Genomic DNA, 16,216 nt, shown 5'->3' with positions numbered 1-16,216 from the left:
ACGTCGGGCAGCTCAAGGCTCGCCGGCGGCGAACTCGTGTTCCAGGTCGGCGTAGCAGCGCTGCTGCGCGGGAGACCAGTCCCCCAGCTGCGCGGACTGCAGCCCCGGCTGCATGAGCTGTCGCAGCGCGACCGCCTGCGCCTGCCGCACCAGGTGCGCGAGCACGACGGACTCCGCGCCCCGGCCCGGGCGGGGTGCCAGCGCTTCGGCGACCTGGGGCGGGAAGCCCCAGTGCTCGACGATCTGCGCCGACCAGGCGGCCGTCAACGGCAGCAATTGGCGATGCAGTCCTTCGCGGTCCAGCGGCGGCACCGAGGGCGCGGACATCCCGTCCAGCGCGCGCAGCAGCGCCATCAGGCCGAGTTGTGAACTGAGGCCGGCCAGATAGGCGGAGAACTCGTCGTCGCCCGCATTGGCCAGGCGCGCCGTGGCGAACGCGGTGCGCTCGCTGAGGTCCCACAGCAAGGTGCCGGAGCGGCTGCCGTAGCGCCCCTTGCCGTGACGGAAGATGGGGCGCATCGCGACGCTCATCACCAGCTGGTCCAGGCCCTGCTGGCCAAGCACCATCACCGCGCCGGCGAGATCGGTGATCTCGCGCTCGGTGCGATAACGCGGCGAGTTGGCCAACCGCATCAGCTCACCGACCAGGCTGGGATCGCGCGACATCAGCTGCACCAGCTCCGTCGAGGACACGTTGCTGCGTCGCACGAGTCGCATCAACTGCGGCAGCACGGCGGGCAGGCGAGGCAGCAGGTCGGCCCATTGCGAGCCACGCTGCGCCTGCAGGCGCTGCATCAGTCCCTGCTCGCCGGCCGACGGCGGCACGTCCTTCAGGCGTGACAACCCGAACAGCCGGGTGCTGAAGTGCAGCCACTCCGGCGAGGCATCGAGCGTGGGAAAGACGATGTCGCCGCCGCTGTAGACCGCGGTCTGGGTCGAGACCATGCCGGGGCCCTGCGAGTGCGAGGACGCCGACGACAGCACGGGCGGGATCGGGATGTCGACGGCTCGGACCGGCGACGGCGCGGGCAGCGCTCCCTTCGATGCTCCGCCCGTGGCGGCAGCTCCGCCAGCCGACCTGGTGTCGGCGGAGCCGGTGAGCAGTTTGCGGAGGGAGGACAGGAGAGCCATGGCGCGAGTTCGACGAATTATGGTCGGCCGATCCCGGGCGGGTGTTTCGTGGGCGTCACGCTTCTCCCCCCGATTCGGGGTGTGAAAGGCGGCTTGCGGCGTTTCATCACGCCGCGGCGGGCCTCACTGCGGCTGACGACTCGCGCCGAGGTAGGTCTCGATCACGCGGGGGTCCTTCGCCAGATCGGCCGCCTGGCCTTCGAGCGCGATCTCGCCGGTCTCCAGCACGTAACCGTAGTCGGCGACTTCGAGCGCGGCGCGGGCGTTCTGCTCGATCAGCAGGATGGAGACGCCCGCCTCGCGCAACTGCGAGACGATGCGGAACACCTCTTTCACGATCAGCGGCGCCAAGCCGAGGCTGGGCTCGTCGAGCATCAGCAGCTTGGGCCGCGCCATCAGCGCGCGGCCGACCGCAAGCATCTGGCGCTCGCCGCCGGACAGCGTCCCGGCGAGCTGCGCGCGGCGCTCCTTCAAGCGCGGGAACAGCGTGTAGACGCGCTCCAACTCGTCGCGCCAGCCCTTCACGCCCAGGCGCATCGGGCGGAAGCCGCCGAGCACCAGGTTGTCCTCGACGGACATCGTCGTGAACAGCTCCCGCTTCTCGGGCACCAGCGCCAGGCCCTTCATCACGCGGTCCTCGAGGCTGAGGCCCTGGATGTCCTCGCCGTCGAAGACGATCTGCCCGCGCGCCGGCAGCACGCCCATCAGCGCGTTCAGCGTCGTGCTCTTGCCGGCCCCGTTCGGACCGATGACGGTGACCACCTCGCCTTCCCGCAGCCGCAGGTCCAGGCCCGTCAGCACCTCGGCGCGGCCGTAGCCCGCATGCAATCCGCTGACCTTCAGCAACTCGCTCATGTCAGTGTTCCGTTCCCAGGTAGGCCGCGCGCACCTCGGGGCTGGCCTGCACCTCGGCGGGCGTGCCCTCGATCAGCTTGGTGCCGAACTCCATCACGACGATCCGGTCCGTCAGCCCCATGACGAAGTCCATGTCGTGCTCGACCAGCAGGATGCTCATGCCTTCGGCGCGCAACTGACGCAGCACGGCGGCCAAGGCCTGCTTCTCCTTGTGGCGCAGGCCCGCGGCCGGCTCGTCGAGCAGCAGCAGCGACGGGTCGCTGCACAGCGCCCGCGCGATCTCCATCAGACGCTGCGGTCCGAGCGCCAGATTGCCGGCGAGCTCCTGCAGGTGGTCCTGCATGCCGATGCGGCGCAACTGGTTCTCGGCCTCGGCGAAGAGGCGCTTTTCTTCCGCGCGGTCGAGGCGCAGCATCGCCTGCGCCGTGCCGCTGTGCGAGCGCAGATAGCCGCCGAGCGCGACGTTCTCCAGCACCGTCATGTCCGCGATCATCTTCACGTGCTGGAAGGTCCGCGACATGCCGCGACGCGCGATCTGCCGGGCCGGCAGGCCGGTGATGGGCTCGCCGGCGAAGCGCAGTTCGCCGCTGGTCGCGGACAGCACGCCGGAAACCAGGTTGAAGGTCGTCGACTTGCCGGCGCCGTTCGGACCGATCAGGCCCATGATCTCGCCCGCGCGCAACTCGAAGCTGACGTCGTTCACCGCGACCAGTCCGCCGAACTGCTTGCGCAGCTTCTCGACCTTGAGCAGCACCGAGCCGGCCTGCGGCTTCGCGCGCGATTCGAGCGCGGGCGCGCCCTCCCAGTTCCGCTCGCGTGGCCGCGCCGGCCACCAGCGCGACAGCGCCTTCTGCAGCGACGGCCACAGTCCCTTGGGCGCGTACTTCAGCATCAGCACCAGCACGATGCCGAGCACGATGATCTCGAAGTTGCCGTTGCTGCCCAGCAGCGCCGGCAGCAGCTCCTTGAGCTGGTCCTCGATGATCTTGAACACCCCCGCGCCGACGAACGCGCCCCACACGCTCGACACGCCGCCGACGACGGCCATGAACAGGTATTCGATGCCCATCTTCAGGCCGAAGGGGCTCGGGTTCACGGTACGCTGGACATGCGCGAACAGCCAGCCCGAGATCGACGCGAGCACCGCCGCGATCAGGAAGACAACGACCTTGTAGCGGAAGGTCGAGACGCCCATCGACTCGGCCATCACCGTCGCACCGCCGAGCGCCCGGATCGCGCGGCCGGGGCGTGAGTCCAGCAGATTGCTCACGGCGATCGCGCCCAGGAGCGCGAACAGCCAGATCAGGTAGTAGATCGCGCGGCCGTCCGCCAGGCTGACGCCGAACAGCTCGATCGCCGGCACGCCGAGCAGTCCGTCGTACTTGCCGAGCGACTCCATGTTGGCGATCGTGAAGTTCAGGCTGAGCGCCCAGGCGATCGTCGCCAGCGGCAGGTAATGGCCCGACATCCGCAGCGTGATCAAGGCCAGCACCAGCGCGATGACCAGTGTGATCGCGATGCCGGCGGCGAGTCCGATCCACGGCGACAGTCCGTAGCGCGCGCTCAGCAACGCGGTCGTGTACGCACCGACACCGACGAAGGCGGCCTGTCCGAACGACGTCAGCCCGCCGACGCCGGTCAGCAGCACCAGCCCCAACGCGACAAGCGCGAACATGCCGATGTAGTTCAGTTGGGTGATCCAGAACTCGGGCACCGGCAGCAGCGGCAGCAGCGCGAGGGCGGCGAACAGCAGCGCGGGCACGATGCGGCGCTTCCACGGCCTGGACTCGGCGGTCGAGTCCGCGGCGGGAGCGGCGGCGGCCTTCATGGCAGCGGATCGATCGGAGGTCACGTCAATGCTCCTCATGGTGCGGATCGCGCCAGCTGCGCCACAGCAGCACCGGCAGGATGGAAGTGAAGACGATGACCTCCTTGAAGGCGCTGGCCCAGAAGGAGCTGAACGACTCGATCAGGCCGACCAGCAGCGCGCCCAGCGCGGCGCCCGGATAGCTCGACAGACCTGCGAAGACGGCGGCGACGAAGCCCTTCAGGCCGATGAGGAAGCCGCTGTCGTAGAAGATCGTGGTGGTGGGGCTGATCAGGATGCCCGACAGCGCGCCGATGAAGGCGGCCAGCGTGAACGACAGCCGGCCCGCGGACGTGCTGGAGATCCCCATCAACCGGGCGCCGAGCCGGTTCACCGCGGTCGCGCGCAGCGCCTTCCCGTAGAGGCTCTTCTCGAAAAGCAGCCACAACGCGACGATGAGCGCCGCCGAGGCCATCACGATGATGAGCGTCTGTCCCGAGAACATGAGCGGCCCGGCCGAGTAGCTCGCCTCCCAGAAGCTCGGGTTGCGCGAGCCCTCGGCGCCGAAGAACACCAGGCCCAGCCCCGTCAGCGCGAAGTGCACGCCGACCGAGACGATCAGCAGCACCAGCACCGACGCGTCCGCCAGCGACTGGTACGCAAGCCGGTAGAGCAACCCGCCCATCGGCGTCACGATCGCCAGCGTCAGCAGCGCCTGCGCCACCAGCGGCAATTTCATCGGCGCGAGCCACAACGCGCAGAGCCCGATCGCAACGCCTGGCAGCGCCCGCAGCGCGATCGACAACCATTCCGCCCCGAGGCGTCCCGCGCGCGCGGCCGCAATCAGGTCCAGCACCGCCGTCAGCAGTGCCATCGCGATCAGGAAGTGGATCGTCAGCGGCGTGTGACCGAGTTGCAGTCCCGCAAGGGTCAACGCGCCGAAGGCGACGAATTCCCCCTGAGGAATGAAGATCACCCGCGTGACCGCGAAGACCAGGACGAGGGCCAGTGCCAGCAGCGCGTAGATCGCGCCGTTGGTCACCCCGTCCAGCACCAAGATGCTTGCAATCGCCCCGTCCACCTTGTCTCCTGTCGTGGTGCCGGGCAAGGCCGTTGACCGCGCGTCGCCGATGCGTGCCGGCGCCGTCGCGACCGCTCCGAAGGCCATCGCCCGGGGGTTGGTCGTCCATGGGACGTGTGGCGACCGACTCTAGCGGGAAGCCTTCAGCCGTCCGTCAGTGGATGCCGCATTGACATTTCGCAAGATATTAATCCGACCGGTCGGTCGAAGTTGAATCACGCGCTGCCCAGACCTTGCGGCCGGCAGTCAGACCGTCTCGAGTTCGTTCCGCAGCGCGTGCAGGTGGAGGCACGCTTTCGCGGTGGCGCGGCGCAGGTCCAGCTCTTCGCGCTTCGTCCAGACACGGGCGGTGTCGCGCTGGCCGAGTGCGATCACGCCAAAGGTCTTGCCGTTGATCTGCCCGGATACGTCCAGCATCGCGCGCCACGTCGGCGGCGGCTGCAGCGTGCTCAGCCGCGGATCGGTCTGGGCGTCTGCGCAGTTGAAGACACCCTCGGACAGCAGGGCGCCGAAATAGCCGGGATAGGCACGTTGCTCGCAGAGCGTGCGCTGACGGCTCACGCCGTCGATCGCATGCGCGCCGAGGCAGCGCAGGCGGTAATCCCCAGGCTCGCCATCCAGCAGCCAGAGGCTGGCGTGCGAACTCCGGAAGTGGCCGCACAGGGCCTCGCTGACGGCCTGCGCGTATCGCTCGGCCAGCTCGCCGGCCGTTTCCAGGCCGCTGTCGCGGGCCTCGGTCGCCGGCCATTCCATTTCCTGACTGGCCGCCCGCATGGCGGCAAACAGCCCTTCGATCCTTTCCATCGCCACGCTCGCTCCCTGTGTGTCCTTGTTGTTGACGCCACGGTGAAACGGCGCGACGGCATTCTAGGTGTTTTCCCTAAAACGCACCAAGCGCCTTCGGACGAGCGTCCGCTAGAGAGGGAACGCAACCGGCGCCTGCAGCAACGAATGTCTCTTGGAACCGATTCGGGCGACCTTCGCGCGAGGTCATTAGCGATGCCCCGGTACGGGGAAGGCCCGGCTTATAGGAAAATACGGGTTTCGCCGTCTGTCCCTGGGGGGAACTTGGGACCGACGGCGCGGCATTTCAAACTCTTATCAGGATCAGGAACAGCGTGGCCAAGGATACGACCAAGACGACCATCGAAGCCGATGGTCTGCGCTATCGCTCTAAAGCTCCAGGTTCGCCGTTCGCGGCGACCTCCTCGTTTGGCGCGGCAACCATGTCGTGCTTCCTCTGCGGCAAGCATCGCCCTCGTGCGCTGCTGAAGTCCCGCAAGCTGCTGGGCAAGTCCCAGCCAGTCTGCGCTCCTTCCTGCAAGGAACTGGAAGAGCAGCTGACGAAGAAGTAAGCCCAGGCTTACCGGGCATCTTCAGGATGCCCTGAAGCAGCGTCCACAGACCGCGCGGTAACGGGAGTTGCCGCCGATCTCGACCTGCGCGCCTTCGGTCTGTTTGCGACCGGTGGCGTCGACACGCATGTTCATCGTGGCCTTGCGGCCACAGTCGCAGATGGTCTTCATCTCGTCCATCTCGTCGGCGAGCGCCAGCAGGGCTGCCGAGCCGGTGAACAGCTCGCCGCGGAAGTCCGTCCGCAGGCCGTAGCAGATGACGGGCACATGGCGCATGTGCGCGATCTCATGCAGCGACCAGACCTGTTCTTTCGTCAGGAACTGGGCCTCGTCGACGAGGATGCAGGCGATGCCCGGCGACTGCGTGATCAGCGCGCGGAAATCCGTCTCGCCGTTGAACACTTCCGCCACCCGCTGCGGCCCCAGCCGCGACGTGACCATTCCCTTGCCGTAGCGGTCGTCGACCCCGGCGGTGAACAGGCGCACCGCGTGGCCGCGCTCCTCGTAGTTGTGTGCCACCTGCAGCAGGGCGGTGGACTTGCCGGCATTCATCGCCGCGTAGCGGAAAAACAGTTTGGCCATGGTTCTCGAACACCCGGGCTGCCGGGCAAGCGGGCGATTGTCGGCGTAAAAGCCGCCGTTCGTCGGACAGCGCTTTCACCCCCGGGCAAGCGATGTAGCGGGGCGTCACACGCCCCACCTACTATGGATCTCGAGGGAATCGATGCGCCGACGGGACACGAACCCGCCGGCGCGAACAAGAGCGCCAAGCGAAGCGAGACCATGAGCAAAGACACCTGCACCGCCGTTCGGGATGACGGCCTGCGCTATGCCTCCAAGCTGGGGGGGTCGCCGTTCCAGGGTAGCGGTCAAACCCGCTCCTGCTTCAAATGCGGGCGTCATCGCCCCCCGAGCAGCCTCCAGTCCAAGCGGATCCTGGGTCGGACCGAACTGGTCTGCAAGCCCGCCTGCGAACCGAAGACCTGATTTCTCCCACGGAAGGCGTCCCCAAGGCAGGACGGGCGCCCTCCGTCGATCGGCGCGAATTGCCACGCCCGCGCGGCTATGGGCACAATCCCCCTTTTTCCCGAAGGCCGGCCCCGCGCCGCTTGACGCATGTCCTCCAGCACCACGCCGCAAGGCGACGTGACCTCCCCCGAGTTCCCCGATCAGAAGGCCCCCGCCACCGAGACGACTGAGGCCGTGCTGACGGCACCAGTGTCGGAGGCTGCAGAGCCCGTGCCGGAAGCAGACGAATCCTCCAGCGAGGCCACCGCAGACGCCGAGACGGGCGATGCCGTCCCCACGGAGGCGACGCCCGGCCAGGCCAAGGCTGCCGAGGGCGGTCGCGTCGATGTCCAGGCCGTCGCCGCCAAGCTCAAGGAGCTCTTCCCGGCCTTGTTCGCCGGCGGTGCCAAGCCGTTGAAGCTGCGCGTGCAGTCCGACATCCAGCAACGCGCGCCGGGCCAGTTCACCAAGGCACAGCTGTCCGCATTCCTGCGACGCTACACGGGCGGCACCGGCTACCTGATCGCGCTGACCCGCGCGAAGACGCGGTTCGATCTCGACGGTCAACCCGCTGGGGAACTCAGCGACGAACACAGAGTCGCCGCCCAGGAAGAGTTGACGCGTCGCCGCGGCATCACCGAGGCGCGTCGCGTCGAGGAAGATCGCGGCCGCCTGGAGCGTGCGCAGTTGCTGCGGGACTTCTCGCGCACGACGCTGACGCCGTCGAACTTCTGCGCGCTCAAGGGCCTGACGCAGGAACAGCTGGACGCCCAGCTGAAGCTGGCACGCGAGGAAGAGGCGCAACAGCCGCCGCGCCCGGAGCGCAACGACCGCCCGCCCCGCGGCGGCGAGCATCGCCGTGGTGGTCCACGGGGAGAGGGCCATCCCGGCGGTCCGGGCCAAGGCCCGCGCGGTGATCGAGGCGACCGCCCTCGCCGTGACGGCCAGGCTCGTCCGAACGACGCTCGCAAGCCCCCGCGCCCACCGCGCTGATCCTTCCCGTGTCCGCCGCCGATGGTGGCCTGAGCGGCCGACGCCCCCTCTGCGAGGGATGCGGACGGCCGCTCGTCGCTTGTTGGTGCGCATGCGTGCATCACGTCGACAACCGCTCCGCACTGCTCATCCTTCAGGACCCCGGCGAGGTGGGGCAAGCGAAAGGCACCGCCGCACTGCTGGCGCGGTGCCTGTCACGTGTCGAGCTGCGTGTCGGCGAGCGCTTCGAGCCGCCCCGATCCATTGACGGCCTCGTCCTGCTGTATCCACCGACACACGGTCACGAGCCGCCGGGCTCGCCGATGCAACGCACAGCGTCGATGGCCAAGGACGTCGCTACAACAACGCTCGTCGCGCTGGACGGCACCTGGCGCCGCAGTCGAAGACTGCTGGCCCTGAACCCTTGGCTGCAGACGCTACCGCGACTCGCTCTTGAGGCGCCTCCACCGTCGCGCTACAAGATCCGCCGTGCTCATGCGGATTCGCAGCGCAGCACGCTGGAGGCTTGCGCATCGGCACTGGCGGCGCTCGACAATGACGAGGCTCGCTATGCGCCGCTATGGCAGGCCATGGATGCCTTTGTCGCGCTGCAGTGGCGCTTGGCAGGCAACGCCCCTCCTCCACAGATCTGAGGCGCTGCGCGGTAAGCTGCGACGCCATGAACCCCATCACCGCCGCCCCTACTCCGGCCTCAGAGCCGCGATTGACCTCGCTGTCGCACGGAGGCGGCTGCGGCTGCAAGATTGCGCCAGGCGTGCTGTCGGAGATCCTCAAGGGTACGGGCGCGTTTCCCGTGCCCAAGGAGTTGCTCGTCGGCATTGAGACCTCGGACGACGCGGCGGTCTATCGCCTCAACGACGAGCAGGCCCTCGTGGCCACGACCGACTTCTTCATGCCGATCGTCGACGACCCCCATGACTTCGGCCGTATCGCCGCCACCAATGCGATCAGTGACGTCTACGCGATGGGCGCCCGGCCCATCATGGCGTTGGCACTCGTCGGGATGCCGGTCGCGGTGCTGAGCGCAGCGACGATCGGGCGCATCCTCGAAGGCGGCGCCTCGGTCTGTCGCCAGGCGGGTATTCCGATCGCCGGCGGACACACGATCGACTCCGTCGAGCCGATCTACGGGCTGGTCGCGTTGGGGCTGGTTCATCCTTCCCGCGTGAAGCGCAATGCGGACGCCAAGGTCGGTGACGTGCTCGTGCTGGGCAAGGCACTCGGCGTGGGCGTGATGTCGGCGGCGCTGAAGAAAGGCCGACTCGATGACGCGTCATACAGGCGGATGCTGGACACGACCACCTTGTTGAACACGCCGGGGCCGGAACTCGCGGCGCTCCCCGGCGTCCACGCGTTGACTGACGTGACAGGGTTCGGACTTGCCGGACATGCGCTCGAAATCGCACGTGGGTCGCGCTGCGCGATCGAGATCGATTGGGCCGCAGTGCCGCTGCTCGAGGGCGTCTGCTCGCTGGCCGCCGAAGGCCTGATCACAGGAGCATCGGGGCGGAATTGGGCGGCCTATGGTGCCGAGATCGCGCTGGGCGCCTCGCTGCCGGCGGAGACTCAGGCGCTGTTGAGCGATCCCCAGACCAGTGGCGGCTTGCTGGTGTCGTGTTCACCCGCAGCCGTCGACCAGGTGTTGGCGGTCTTCGCTCGGCACGGCTTCGGCGCCGCCAGCGTCGTTGGACGCGTCGTCGCTGAGGGCGATGGCTCACGTCTACGCGTCGCTTGATGGGATCCGAGATCCTCTGAAGTTCCGGGCGCCCCACGCCTTCGCCAAAAAAACAAAGGGCCCTCGCATGAGGGCCCTTGTTCGATTGGTTGCGGGGGCAGGATTTGAACCTACGACCTTTGGGTTATGAGCCCAACGAGCTACCAGACTGCTCCACCCCGCGGCTGTACCGCTTGGCGATCAGCACCGACGCTGATCTGCCGTTTCGTCAATCGGATCGAATCAGCCCTGACGGCTGCCGTTCCGATCAACAACGCTGTCCTGCGACAGCGTTCAATGTTCTGGTTGCGGGGGCAGGATTTGAACCTACGACCTTTGGGTTATGAGCCCAACGAGCTACCAGACTGCTCCACCCCGCGACTGAAGAATGAGAGTGTAGCACGGAAAGGACCCCCACTTCAACTTTCGGCGACAGTCTTTCCAGAGTCACAGCCCAGCGGCCTGGAGCGATTGCAGGAAGCGATCGGCGTCCTGGAATCCGATCACACGCACTCCGGTCAGTTCCCCGCCCTTGGAATCGAAGAAGATCGTGCCCGGCGGGCCGAAAAGCTTGAAACGCTTCAGCAACTCGCGATCTCCGGCGTTGTTCGCAGTGACGTCCGCCTTCAACAGCAGCGCGCCGGCGAGCTTGGCCTGCACGCGTGCATCCGTGAACGTGAAGCGCTCCATCTCCTTGCATGACACGCACCAGTCCGCGTAGAAGTCGAGCATCACGGGCTTGCCGGCACTGCGCAGCGCTTCGTCGAGCTCGGCGACTGTCGCGACCTTGCGGAAGCTGACCGTCGACGACTCCGCGGCTGCCGTGCCGCCCGCAGTCCTGCTCACACCGTTGATGCCGGCAAGCGGTTTCAACGTATCGGTCCCGCCTGCGGCAACGCCGACGAACTGCGCGACGCCAAACACCATCGCTGCCACGGCCACACTCTTTCGCAGCCACACGCGAGGCGTATTGGCCTCGCTACGGTGGAAGAGTCCCAGCAGGGCCGCAACGGCAACCAGCAAGGCGCCCCACAGGAGCTGTGCGATCACTGGCGACAGCACTGGCTGCACGATCCACAGCGCCACGGAAAGCAGGAGCAAGCCGAAGAAGTACTTGACCGTCTCCATCCATGCACCGGCGCGGGGGAGTAGCGTGCCGGCCGAAAGACCCAGCAGCAGCAGCGGGACACTCATGCCCCAGGCAAGCGCAAACAGGGCGAGTCCCCCGATCGCGACGTTGCCGGTCTGGCTGATGTAGAGCAGCGCGCCAGCCAACGGTGCGGCTACGCAGGGACTGACGATCAGCGCGGACAGCCCGCCCATGACGAACACGCTGACAAACTTGCCGGCCGGCAAGCGCTGCGTGGCGTCGGACACGCCTCCGGTGAAGCGGCTGGGCAGCTGAATCTCGTAGACACCGAACATCGACAGCGAAAAGCCGACCAGCAGCAACGCAAACAGCGCGAGCACCCACGGCTTCTGCAGATACGCGGCCAATCCACCACCGGCCAGGCCAGCCGCGACCCCGAGTGCCGTGTAGAGCAGCGCCATGCCCAACGAGTAGCTGAACGCGAGGAAGAAGCCGCGCGCGCGCGATGGCGTTTCACCCTGGCCGACGATGATCGACGACAGGATCGGCAGCATCGGCAGGACACAGGGCGTGAGCGACAGCAGGACACCGGCGGCGAAGAACGCGCCGACGATCAACCACAGGCGGCCGGACGCGAGCGCATCGTCGAGCGGCGATCCCGCCGACTTGTCGGAGGATGTCTGCTGCCCTTCTGACACCTTCGCCGGAGACGCGTCGGCAGGAGTGGACGCCACCGCGCTCGAAACGCCGAAGCCACTCAGCGCATCCGGGGCCGCACCGATCTTCACCGCGCCGTCGCCACCGAAGCCTTTCAGCCCCAAGGTCAACTGGCTCTTCATCGGCGGGTAGCACAAGCCTTTGTCCGCGCAGCCCTGACCCGTCAGCACGAGCTTCAACGGGCCTTGCGACAGCGCCTCCACCGGCACCTTGATGCTCAGGCGATCGCGATAGGTCTCGACCTCCTTCTGGAAGGTCTCATCGAACTTGCGCTTCGGCGCCGGCCACGCGATGTCGCCGAACTTCGCGTCGGCGGCGTCCAGCTTGAACTGGTCGCGGTACATGTAATAACCGGGCGCGATCGTGAAGTTGACCTGGAACTCGCGGTCCCCGGTCAATTGCACATCGATCTTGAAGGCCTGCTCGGGGTCGAGGAAATCATCGGCGCGCGCCGGGCTGGCGAGCAAGGCCGAGGCCAGCGTCACCAACAGGAACAGCGCCGGCAACAGGCGTCGCATCAGGGCAATGGGAGTCATGAACGCGGGGCGTACGCGAACGGGTCGGGCCCGCGTCGCCAGTGAGGTCGGAAAGGCGCGAAGCTTAGCGCCAAGCGGGGCTGCATGACGTTGGACAGGCGCCATGCCCTGTCCACGTTGCGCGTATCGCGGACACAAAAGAAAAAAGGCCAGCATTCCTGCTGGCCTTTGGCGCACGGTAGCGAGTCGCTGCTTATTCGGCAGAGCCTTCGCCTTCGGCGGCATCAGGACGATCCACGAGTTCGACGTACGCCATCGGAGCGTTGTCGCCGACGCGGAAGCCCATCTTCAGGATACGGGTGTAGCCGCCCGGACGGGTGGCGAAACGCGGGCCCAGCTCGTTGAACAGCTTCACGACGATGTCACGGTCACGCAGACGGTCGAACGCCAGGCGGCGGTTCGCGACAGTCGCTTCCTTGGCCAGGGTGATCAGCGGCTCGACGATGCGGCGCAGTTCCTTCGCCTTGGGCAGCGTGGTCTTGATCGCTTCGTGTTGCAGCAGCGAGACCGCCATGTTGCGGAACATCGCGGCACGGTGTTCGCTGGTGCGGTTCAGTTTACGGAGGCCGTTACGGTGGCGCATGGTGCTTTCCTTCCTTCAGTTATTGCCAGCAGCCGGATCAGGTACTGCCGGGGGCACCGGACGGATCGATGGACCCGTCCTCTTTCAAAAAATCAACGCTTGTCGAGACCTTGGGGCGGCCAGTTCTCGAGACGCGAACCCAGGGTCAGGCCGCGCGAGGCGAGCACTTCCTTGATTTCGTTCAGCGACTTGCGACCCAGGTTCGGGGTCTTCAGCAGCTCGGTCTCGGTACGCTGGATCAGGTCACCGATGTAGTAGATGTTCTCGGCCTTCAGGCAGTTGGCCGAGCGCACGGTCAGCTCCAGCTCGTCGACCGGACGCAGCAGGATCGGATCGAAGCTGCTGGAACGGGCGGCCGGCGCCTGGTCGAACACGTCGACCAGATCGGTGCCCTGCAGCTGGGCGAAGACGGCCATCTGCTCGACCAGGATCTTGGCCGACGCACGGATCGCTTCCTCGGGCGAGATGGCGCCGTTGGTTTCGATTTCCATGACCAGCTTGTCCAGGTCGGTACGCTGCTCGACGCGGGCGTTCTCGACGGCGTAGCTGACGCGCTTCACCGGGCTGAACGATGCGTCCAGCACGATGCGGCCGATGGCCTTGGTCGGCTCGTCGCCGTAGCGGCGCATGTTGCCGGGGACATAGCCACGGCCCTTCTCGACCTTGATCTGCATGTCCAGCTTGCCGCCTTGCGACAGGTGGGCGATGACGTGATCAGGGTTGATGATCTCGACGTCGTGCGGGGTCTGGATGTCGGCGGCCGTGACGGGGCCTTCGCCTTCCTTGCGCAGGACCAGCGTCACTTCCTCACGGTTGTGCAGACGGAACACCACGCCCTTCAGGTTCAGCATGATGTGGACCACATCTTCCTGCACGCCGTCGATGGCGGAGTACTCATGCAGCACACCCGCGATCGTCACTTCCGTCGGCGCATAACCCACCATCGAGGACAGCAGCACGCGACGCAGGGCGTTGCCCAGCGTGTGGCCATAGCCGCGTTCGAACGGCTCCAGGATCACCTTGGCGCGATGACCGCCCAGGGGTTCCACAGTGATGGATTTGGGTTTGAGCAAATTCGTTTGCATGAGGTCTTTCTATCAATACCCTCGGTTCGTTACACCGATAAGGCTGAGGGACCAACCAGGTCCGCCCACAACAACTGGCGATACCCGGACGAGGAAAAGCCGAGCAGGCCCTTGCAGGGCCGCTCGGCAGGCACGAAAGAATTAACGCGAGTACAACTCAACGATCAGCGACTCGTTGATCTCAGCGCCAAACTCGTCGCGGTCCGGCGTCTTCTTGAAAATGCCTTCCAGCTTCGTGGCATCGACCGCCACCCAGGCCGGCAGGCCGATCGACTCGGCCAGCTTCAGGCTGTCGATGATGCGGAGCTGCTTCTTGGCCTTTTCACGCACGGCGACAACGTCACCGGCCTTCACCAGGTAGGACGCGATGTTCACGACTTCGCCGTTCACCGTGATGCCCTTGTGCGAGACCAACTGGCGGGCTTCCGCGCGGGTCGAGCCGAAGCCCATGCGATAGACGACGTTGTCCAGGCGCGATTCCAGCAGCACCAGCAGGTTGACACCGGTCGAACCCTTGCGGCGCTCGGCTTCAGCGAAGTAGCGGCGGAACTGACGCTCCAGCACGCCATACATGCGCTTGACCTTCTGCTTCTCGCGCAGCTGCAGACCGAAGTCGGACGTGCGCTGACCCGAGGTGCGGCCATGCTGGCCAGGCTTGGTGTCGAACTTGGCCTTGTCGCTGATGGCGCGGCGGGCGCTCTTCAGGAACAGGTCGGTGCCTTCACGGCGGGAAAGTTTGGCCTTCGGGCCGAGGTAACGTGCCACTTTGCGTGTCCTTCATCAATCTGACGCGAGCTCGGAGACATTCCGGGCAGCGCGCGAGTCCGGCCAGTGTTTTTGTAGGCTCGGACGGTGGGCTTCAAGAAGTCAGTGACTTCTACCGGGCCGACGTTGCCGCCGACACCTGCTGAGTAGGCGTTTCAGCCCACCTCAGCAAAACGGCCGGCTGGCACTCGCGCGCCAGCCGGCATGTTCTGAACGAACCGGAGATTATCTCACTAATCGCGACCGTTCAGCACCACCGCTTAGATGCGGCGACGCTTCTGCGGACGGCAACCGTTGTGCGGCACCGGCGTCACGTCAGAGATCGAGTTGATGCGGATGCCGAGCGCAGCCAAGGCGCGCACCGACGATTCGCGACCCGGGCCCGGGCCCTTGATCTTGACGTCCAGGTTCTTGATGCCTTGCTCTTGAGCAGCGCGGCCAGCCACTTCGGCAGCCACCTGGGCCGCGAAGGGGGTCGACTTGCGCGAGCCCTTGAAGCCCTGGCCACCCGACGATGCCCAAGACAGCGCACCACCTTGGCGATCGGTGATCGTGATGATGGTGTTGTTGAACGAAGCGTGGACGTGGGCGATACCGTCGGCAACGTTCTTGCGAACCTTCTTGCGAACGCGCTGGGCAGCCGAGTTATTGGGTGCTTTTGCCATGGTTAGCTTTCTTCAGTTGCCGCGGATTACTTCTTGCCGGTCGCCGCCGACTTGCGCGGACCCTTGCGGGTACGGGCATTCGTGCGGGTACGCTGGCCGCGCACCGGCAGGCCGCGGCGATGGCGGAAGCCACGATAGCAACCCAGGTCCATCAGGCGCTTGATGTTGATGGACATCTCGCGACGCAGGTCGCCCTCGATGGTCAGACGGCCGACTTCCTCGCGGATCTTTTCCAGATCGGAGTCGTTCAGGTCCTTGACCTTCTTGTCCAGCGGAATGCCGCAGCTGTTGCAGATCTTCTGCGCGGTCGTACGGCCAATGCCGTAGATCGAGGTCAGACCGATCTCGGTGTGCTTGTGCGGCGGAATGTTGATACCAGCAATACGTGCCATGTGCGTCCTCTAATTCGCTTGCAGTCGTTAGGCCAATCAGCCTTGGCGCTGCTTGTGCCGCGGATCGGTACAGATCACACGCACCACGCCATTACGACGGATGATCTTGCAATTGCGGCACATCTTCTTGACAGATGCCGAAACTTTCATGGTCTGCTCCTTGACCTACTCTGTTCGCTCAATCAGCGTTGATCCGGGGGTTGCTAAAAAGCTCACTTCGCCCGGAACACGATGCGAGCACGACTCAAATCGTACGGCGTCAATTCAACGGTCACCTTGTCGCCAGGAAGGATGCGGATGTAGTGCATCCGCATTTTTCCGGAGATATGACCGAGAACGACGTGACTGTTTTCCAGCTTGACTCGGAAGGTTGCGTTGGGAAGGTTCTCCAGAATCTCCCCTTGCATTTGAATGACGTCATCTTTCGCCATACCTTCGC

General features: G+C 66.0%; 18 protein-coding genes and 2 tRNA genes. 4 read left to right on the top strand and 16 right to left on the bottom strand.

Features of this window, described 5'->3' with window-relative positions:
• Positions 1–12 precede the first annotated feature (12 nt).
• The 5 genes from ACQ4L4_RS24550 to ACQ4L4_RS24530 all read right to left on the bottom strand — a co-directional run bounded on the left by ACQ4L4_RS24550 (position 13) and on the right by ACQ4L4_RS24530 (position 5,678).
• Positions 13–1,131 carry an HDOD domain-containing protein gene (locus tag ACQ4L4_RS24550; RefSeq protein ID WP_431101417.1) on the bottom strand — a complete coding sequence of 373 codons (1,119 nt, stop codon included), beginning with the start codon at positions 1,129–1,131 and terminating at the stop codon, positions 13–15.
• A gap of 123 nt (positions 1,132–1,254) precedes the next feature.
• Complete coding sequence (locus ACQ4L4_RS24545; protein ID WP_431101416.1) at positions 1,255–1,986, bottom strand: ABC transporter ATP-binding protein; 732 nt, start codon at positions 1,984–1,986, stop codon at positions 1,255–1,257.
• Position 1,987: 1 nt separating this feature from the next.
• Positions 1,988–3,814, bottom strand: coding sequence for an ABC transporter permease subunit (locus ACQ4L4_RS24540; RefSeq protein ID WP_431105010.1), 1,827 nt, complete (start codon positions 3,812–3,814; stop codon positions 1,988–1,990).
• Between the two features lie 25 nt (positions 3,815–3,839).
• On the bottom strand, positions 3,840–4,874 hold the full coding sequence (locus ACQ4L4_RS24535; RefSeq protein WP_431101415.1) for a branched-chain amino acid ABC transporter permease: 1,035 nt from the start codon (positions 4,872–4,874) through the stop codon (positions 3,840–3,842).
• A gap of 246 nt (positions 4,875–5,120) precedes the next feature.
• Positions 5,121–5,678, bottom strand: coding sequence for a GAF domain-containing protein (locus tag ACQ4L4_RS24530; RefSeq protein WP_431101414.1), 558 nt, complete (start codon positions 5,676–5,678; stop codon positions 5,121–5,123).
• A 314-nt stretch (positions 5,679–5,992) separates the two neighbouring features.
• On the opposite strand from ACQ4L4_RS24530, the gene ACQ4L4_RS24525 reads away from it, so the two are divergent.
• Complete coding sequence (locus ACQ4L4_RS24525; RefSeq protein ID WP_067278790.1) at positions 5,993–6,229, top strand: hypothetical protein; 237 nt, start codon at positions 5,993–5,995, stop codon at positions 6,227–6,229.
• Between the two features lie 21 nt (positions 6,230–6,250).
• On the opposite strand, the gene ACQ4L4_RS24520 is transcribed toward ACQ4L4_RS24525, so the two are convergent.
• On the bottom strand, positions 6,251–6,811 hold the full coding sequence (locus ACQ4L4_RS24520; RefSeq protein WP_431101413.1) for a thymidine kinase: 561 nt from the start codon (positions 6,809–6,811) through the stop codon (positions 6,251–6,253).
• A gap of 534 nt (positions 6,812–7,345) precedes the next feature.
• Here ACQ4L4_RS24520 and ACQ4L4_RS24515 point away from each other — a divergent pair.
• Genes ACQ4L4_RS24515 through selD form a run of 3 tightly spaced genes read left to right on the top strand, consistent with a single transcriptional unit; the run spans position 7,346 to position 9,965 of the window.
• Complete coding sequence (locus ACQ4L4_RS24515; RefSeq protein ID WP_431101412.1) at positions 7,346–8,230, top strand: ProQ/FINO family protein; 885 nt, start codon at positions 7,346–7,348, stop codon at positions 8,228–8,230.
• Between the two features lie 8 nt (positions 8,231–8,238).
• Complete coding sequence (locus tag ACQ4L4_RS24510) at positions 8,239–8,862, top strand: tRNA-uridine aminocarboxypropyltransferase (RefSeq protein ID WP_431101411.1); 624 nt, start codon at positions 8,239–8,241, stop codon at positions 8,860–8,862.
• 26 nt (positions 8,863–8,888) lie between these two features.
• Positions 8,889–9,965 (top strand): selenide, water dikinase SelD, encoded by a 1,077-nt coding sequence (selD, locus tag ACQ4L4_RS24505; RefSeq protein WP_431101410.1) that lies wholly within the window; start codon positions 8,889–8,891, stop codon positions 9,963–9,965.
• Positions 9,966–10,051: 86 nt separating this feature from the next.
• Here selD and ACQ4L4_RS24500 read toward each other — a convergent pair.
• From ACQ4L4_RS24500 to infA, 10 genes are all read right to left on the bottom strand, one after another.
• Positions 10,052–10,128 (bottom strand) — tRNA-Met (locus ACQ4L4_RS24500).
• A gap of 119 nt (positions 10,129–10,247) precedes the next feature.
• A tRNA-Met gene (locus tag ACQ4L4_RS24495) sits at positions 10,248–10,324 on the bottom strand.
• A 67-nt stretch (positions 10,325–10,391) separates the two neighbouring features.
• On the bottom strand, positions 10,392–12,269 hold the full coding sequence (gene dsbD / locus ACQ4L4_RS24490; protein WP_431101409.1) for a protein-disulfide reductase DsbD: 1,878 nt from the start codon (positions 12,267–12,269) through the stop codon (positions 10,392–10,394).
• A 211-nt stretch (positions 12,270–12,480) separates the two neighbouring features.
• Positions 12,481–12,870: a 50S ribosomal protein L17 gene (rplQ, locus tag ACQ4L4_RS24485; protein ID WP_377158088.1), complete on the bottom strand. Its 390-nt coding sequence runs from the start codon at positions 12,868–12,870 to the stop codon at positions 12,481–12,483.
• A gap of 92 nt (positions 12,871–12,962) precedes the next feature.
• A complete protein-coding gene (locus ACQ4L4_RS24480; protein ID WP_067278809.1) occupies positions 12,963–13,955 on the bottom strand; it encodes a DNA-directed RNA polymerase subunit alpha in 993 nt (330 codons plus the stop codon).
• A gap of 141 nt (positions 13,956–14,096) precedes the next feature.
• Complete coding sequence (gene rpsD / locus ACQ4L4_RS24475; RefSeq protein ID WP_377158090.1) at positions 14,097–14,720, bottom strand: 30S ribosomal protein S4; 624 nt, start codon at positions 14,718–14,720, stop codon at positions 14,097–14,099.
• 260 nt (positions 14,721–14,980) lie between these two features.
• On the bottom strand, positions 14,981–15,385 hold the full coding sequence (gene rpsK / locus ACQ4L4_RS24470; RefSeq protein WP_056194196.1) for a 30S ribosomal protein S11: 405 nt from the start codon (positions 15,383–15,385) through the stop codon (positions 14,981–14,983).
• Between the two features lie 26 nt (positions 15,386–15,411).
• Complete coding sequence (gene rpsM / locus ACQ4L4_RS24465) at positions 15,412–15,777, bottom strand: 30S ribosomal protein S13 (protein WP_088404620.1); 366 nt, start codon at positions 15,775–15,777, stop codon at positions 15,412–15,414.
• A gap of 36 nt (positions 15,778–15,813) precedes the next feature.
• Positions 15,814–15,927, bottom strand: coding sequence for a 50S ribosomal protein L36 (gene rpmJ, locus ACQ4L4_RS24460; protein WP_058933616.1), 114 nt, complete (start codon positions 15,925–15,927; stop codon positions 15,814–15,816).
• Between the two features lie 62 nt (positions 15,928–15,989).
• On the bottom strand, positions 15,990–16,208 hold the full coding sequence (gene infA, locus ACQ4L4_RS24455; protein WP_088404619.1) for a translation initiation factor IF-1: 219 nt from the start codon (positions 16,206–16,208) through the stop codon (positions 15,990–15,992).
• Positions 16,209–16,216: the final 8 nt, after the last annotated feature.

This window comes from Roseateles noduli (assembly GCF_050626985.1).
In the GTDB taxonomy this organism is placed as follows: Bacteria; Pseudomonadota; Gammaproteobacteria; order Burkholderiales; family Burkholderiaceae_C; genus Roseateles; species Roseateles noduli_A.
Note: the sequence above shows the minus strand (reverse complement) of the source record. Positions and strands in the feature narration are given on the sequence as shown.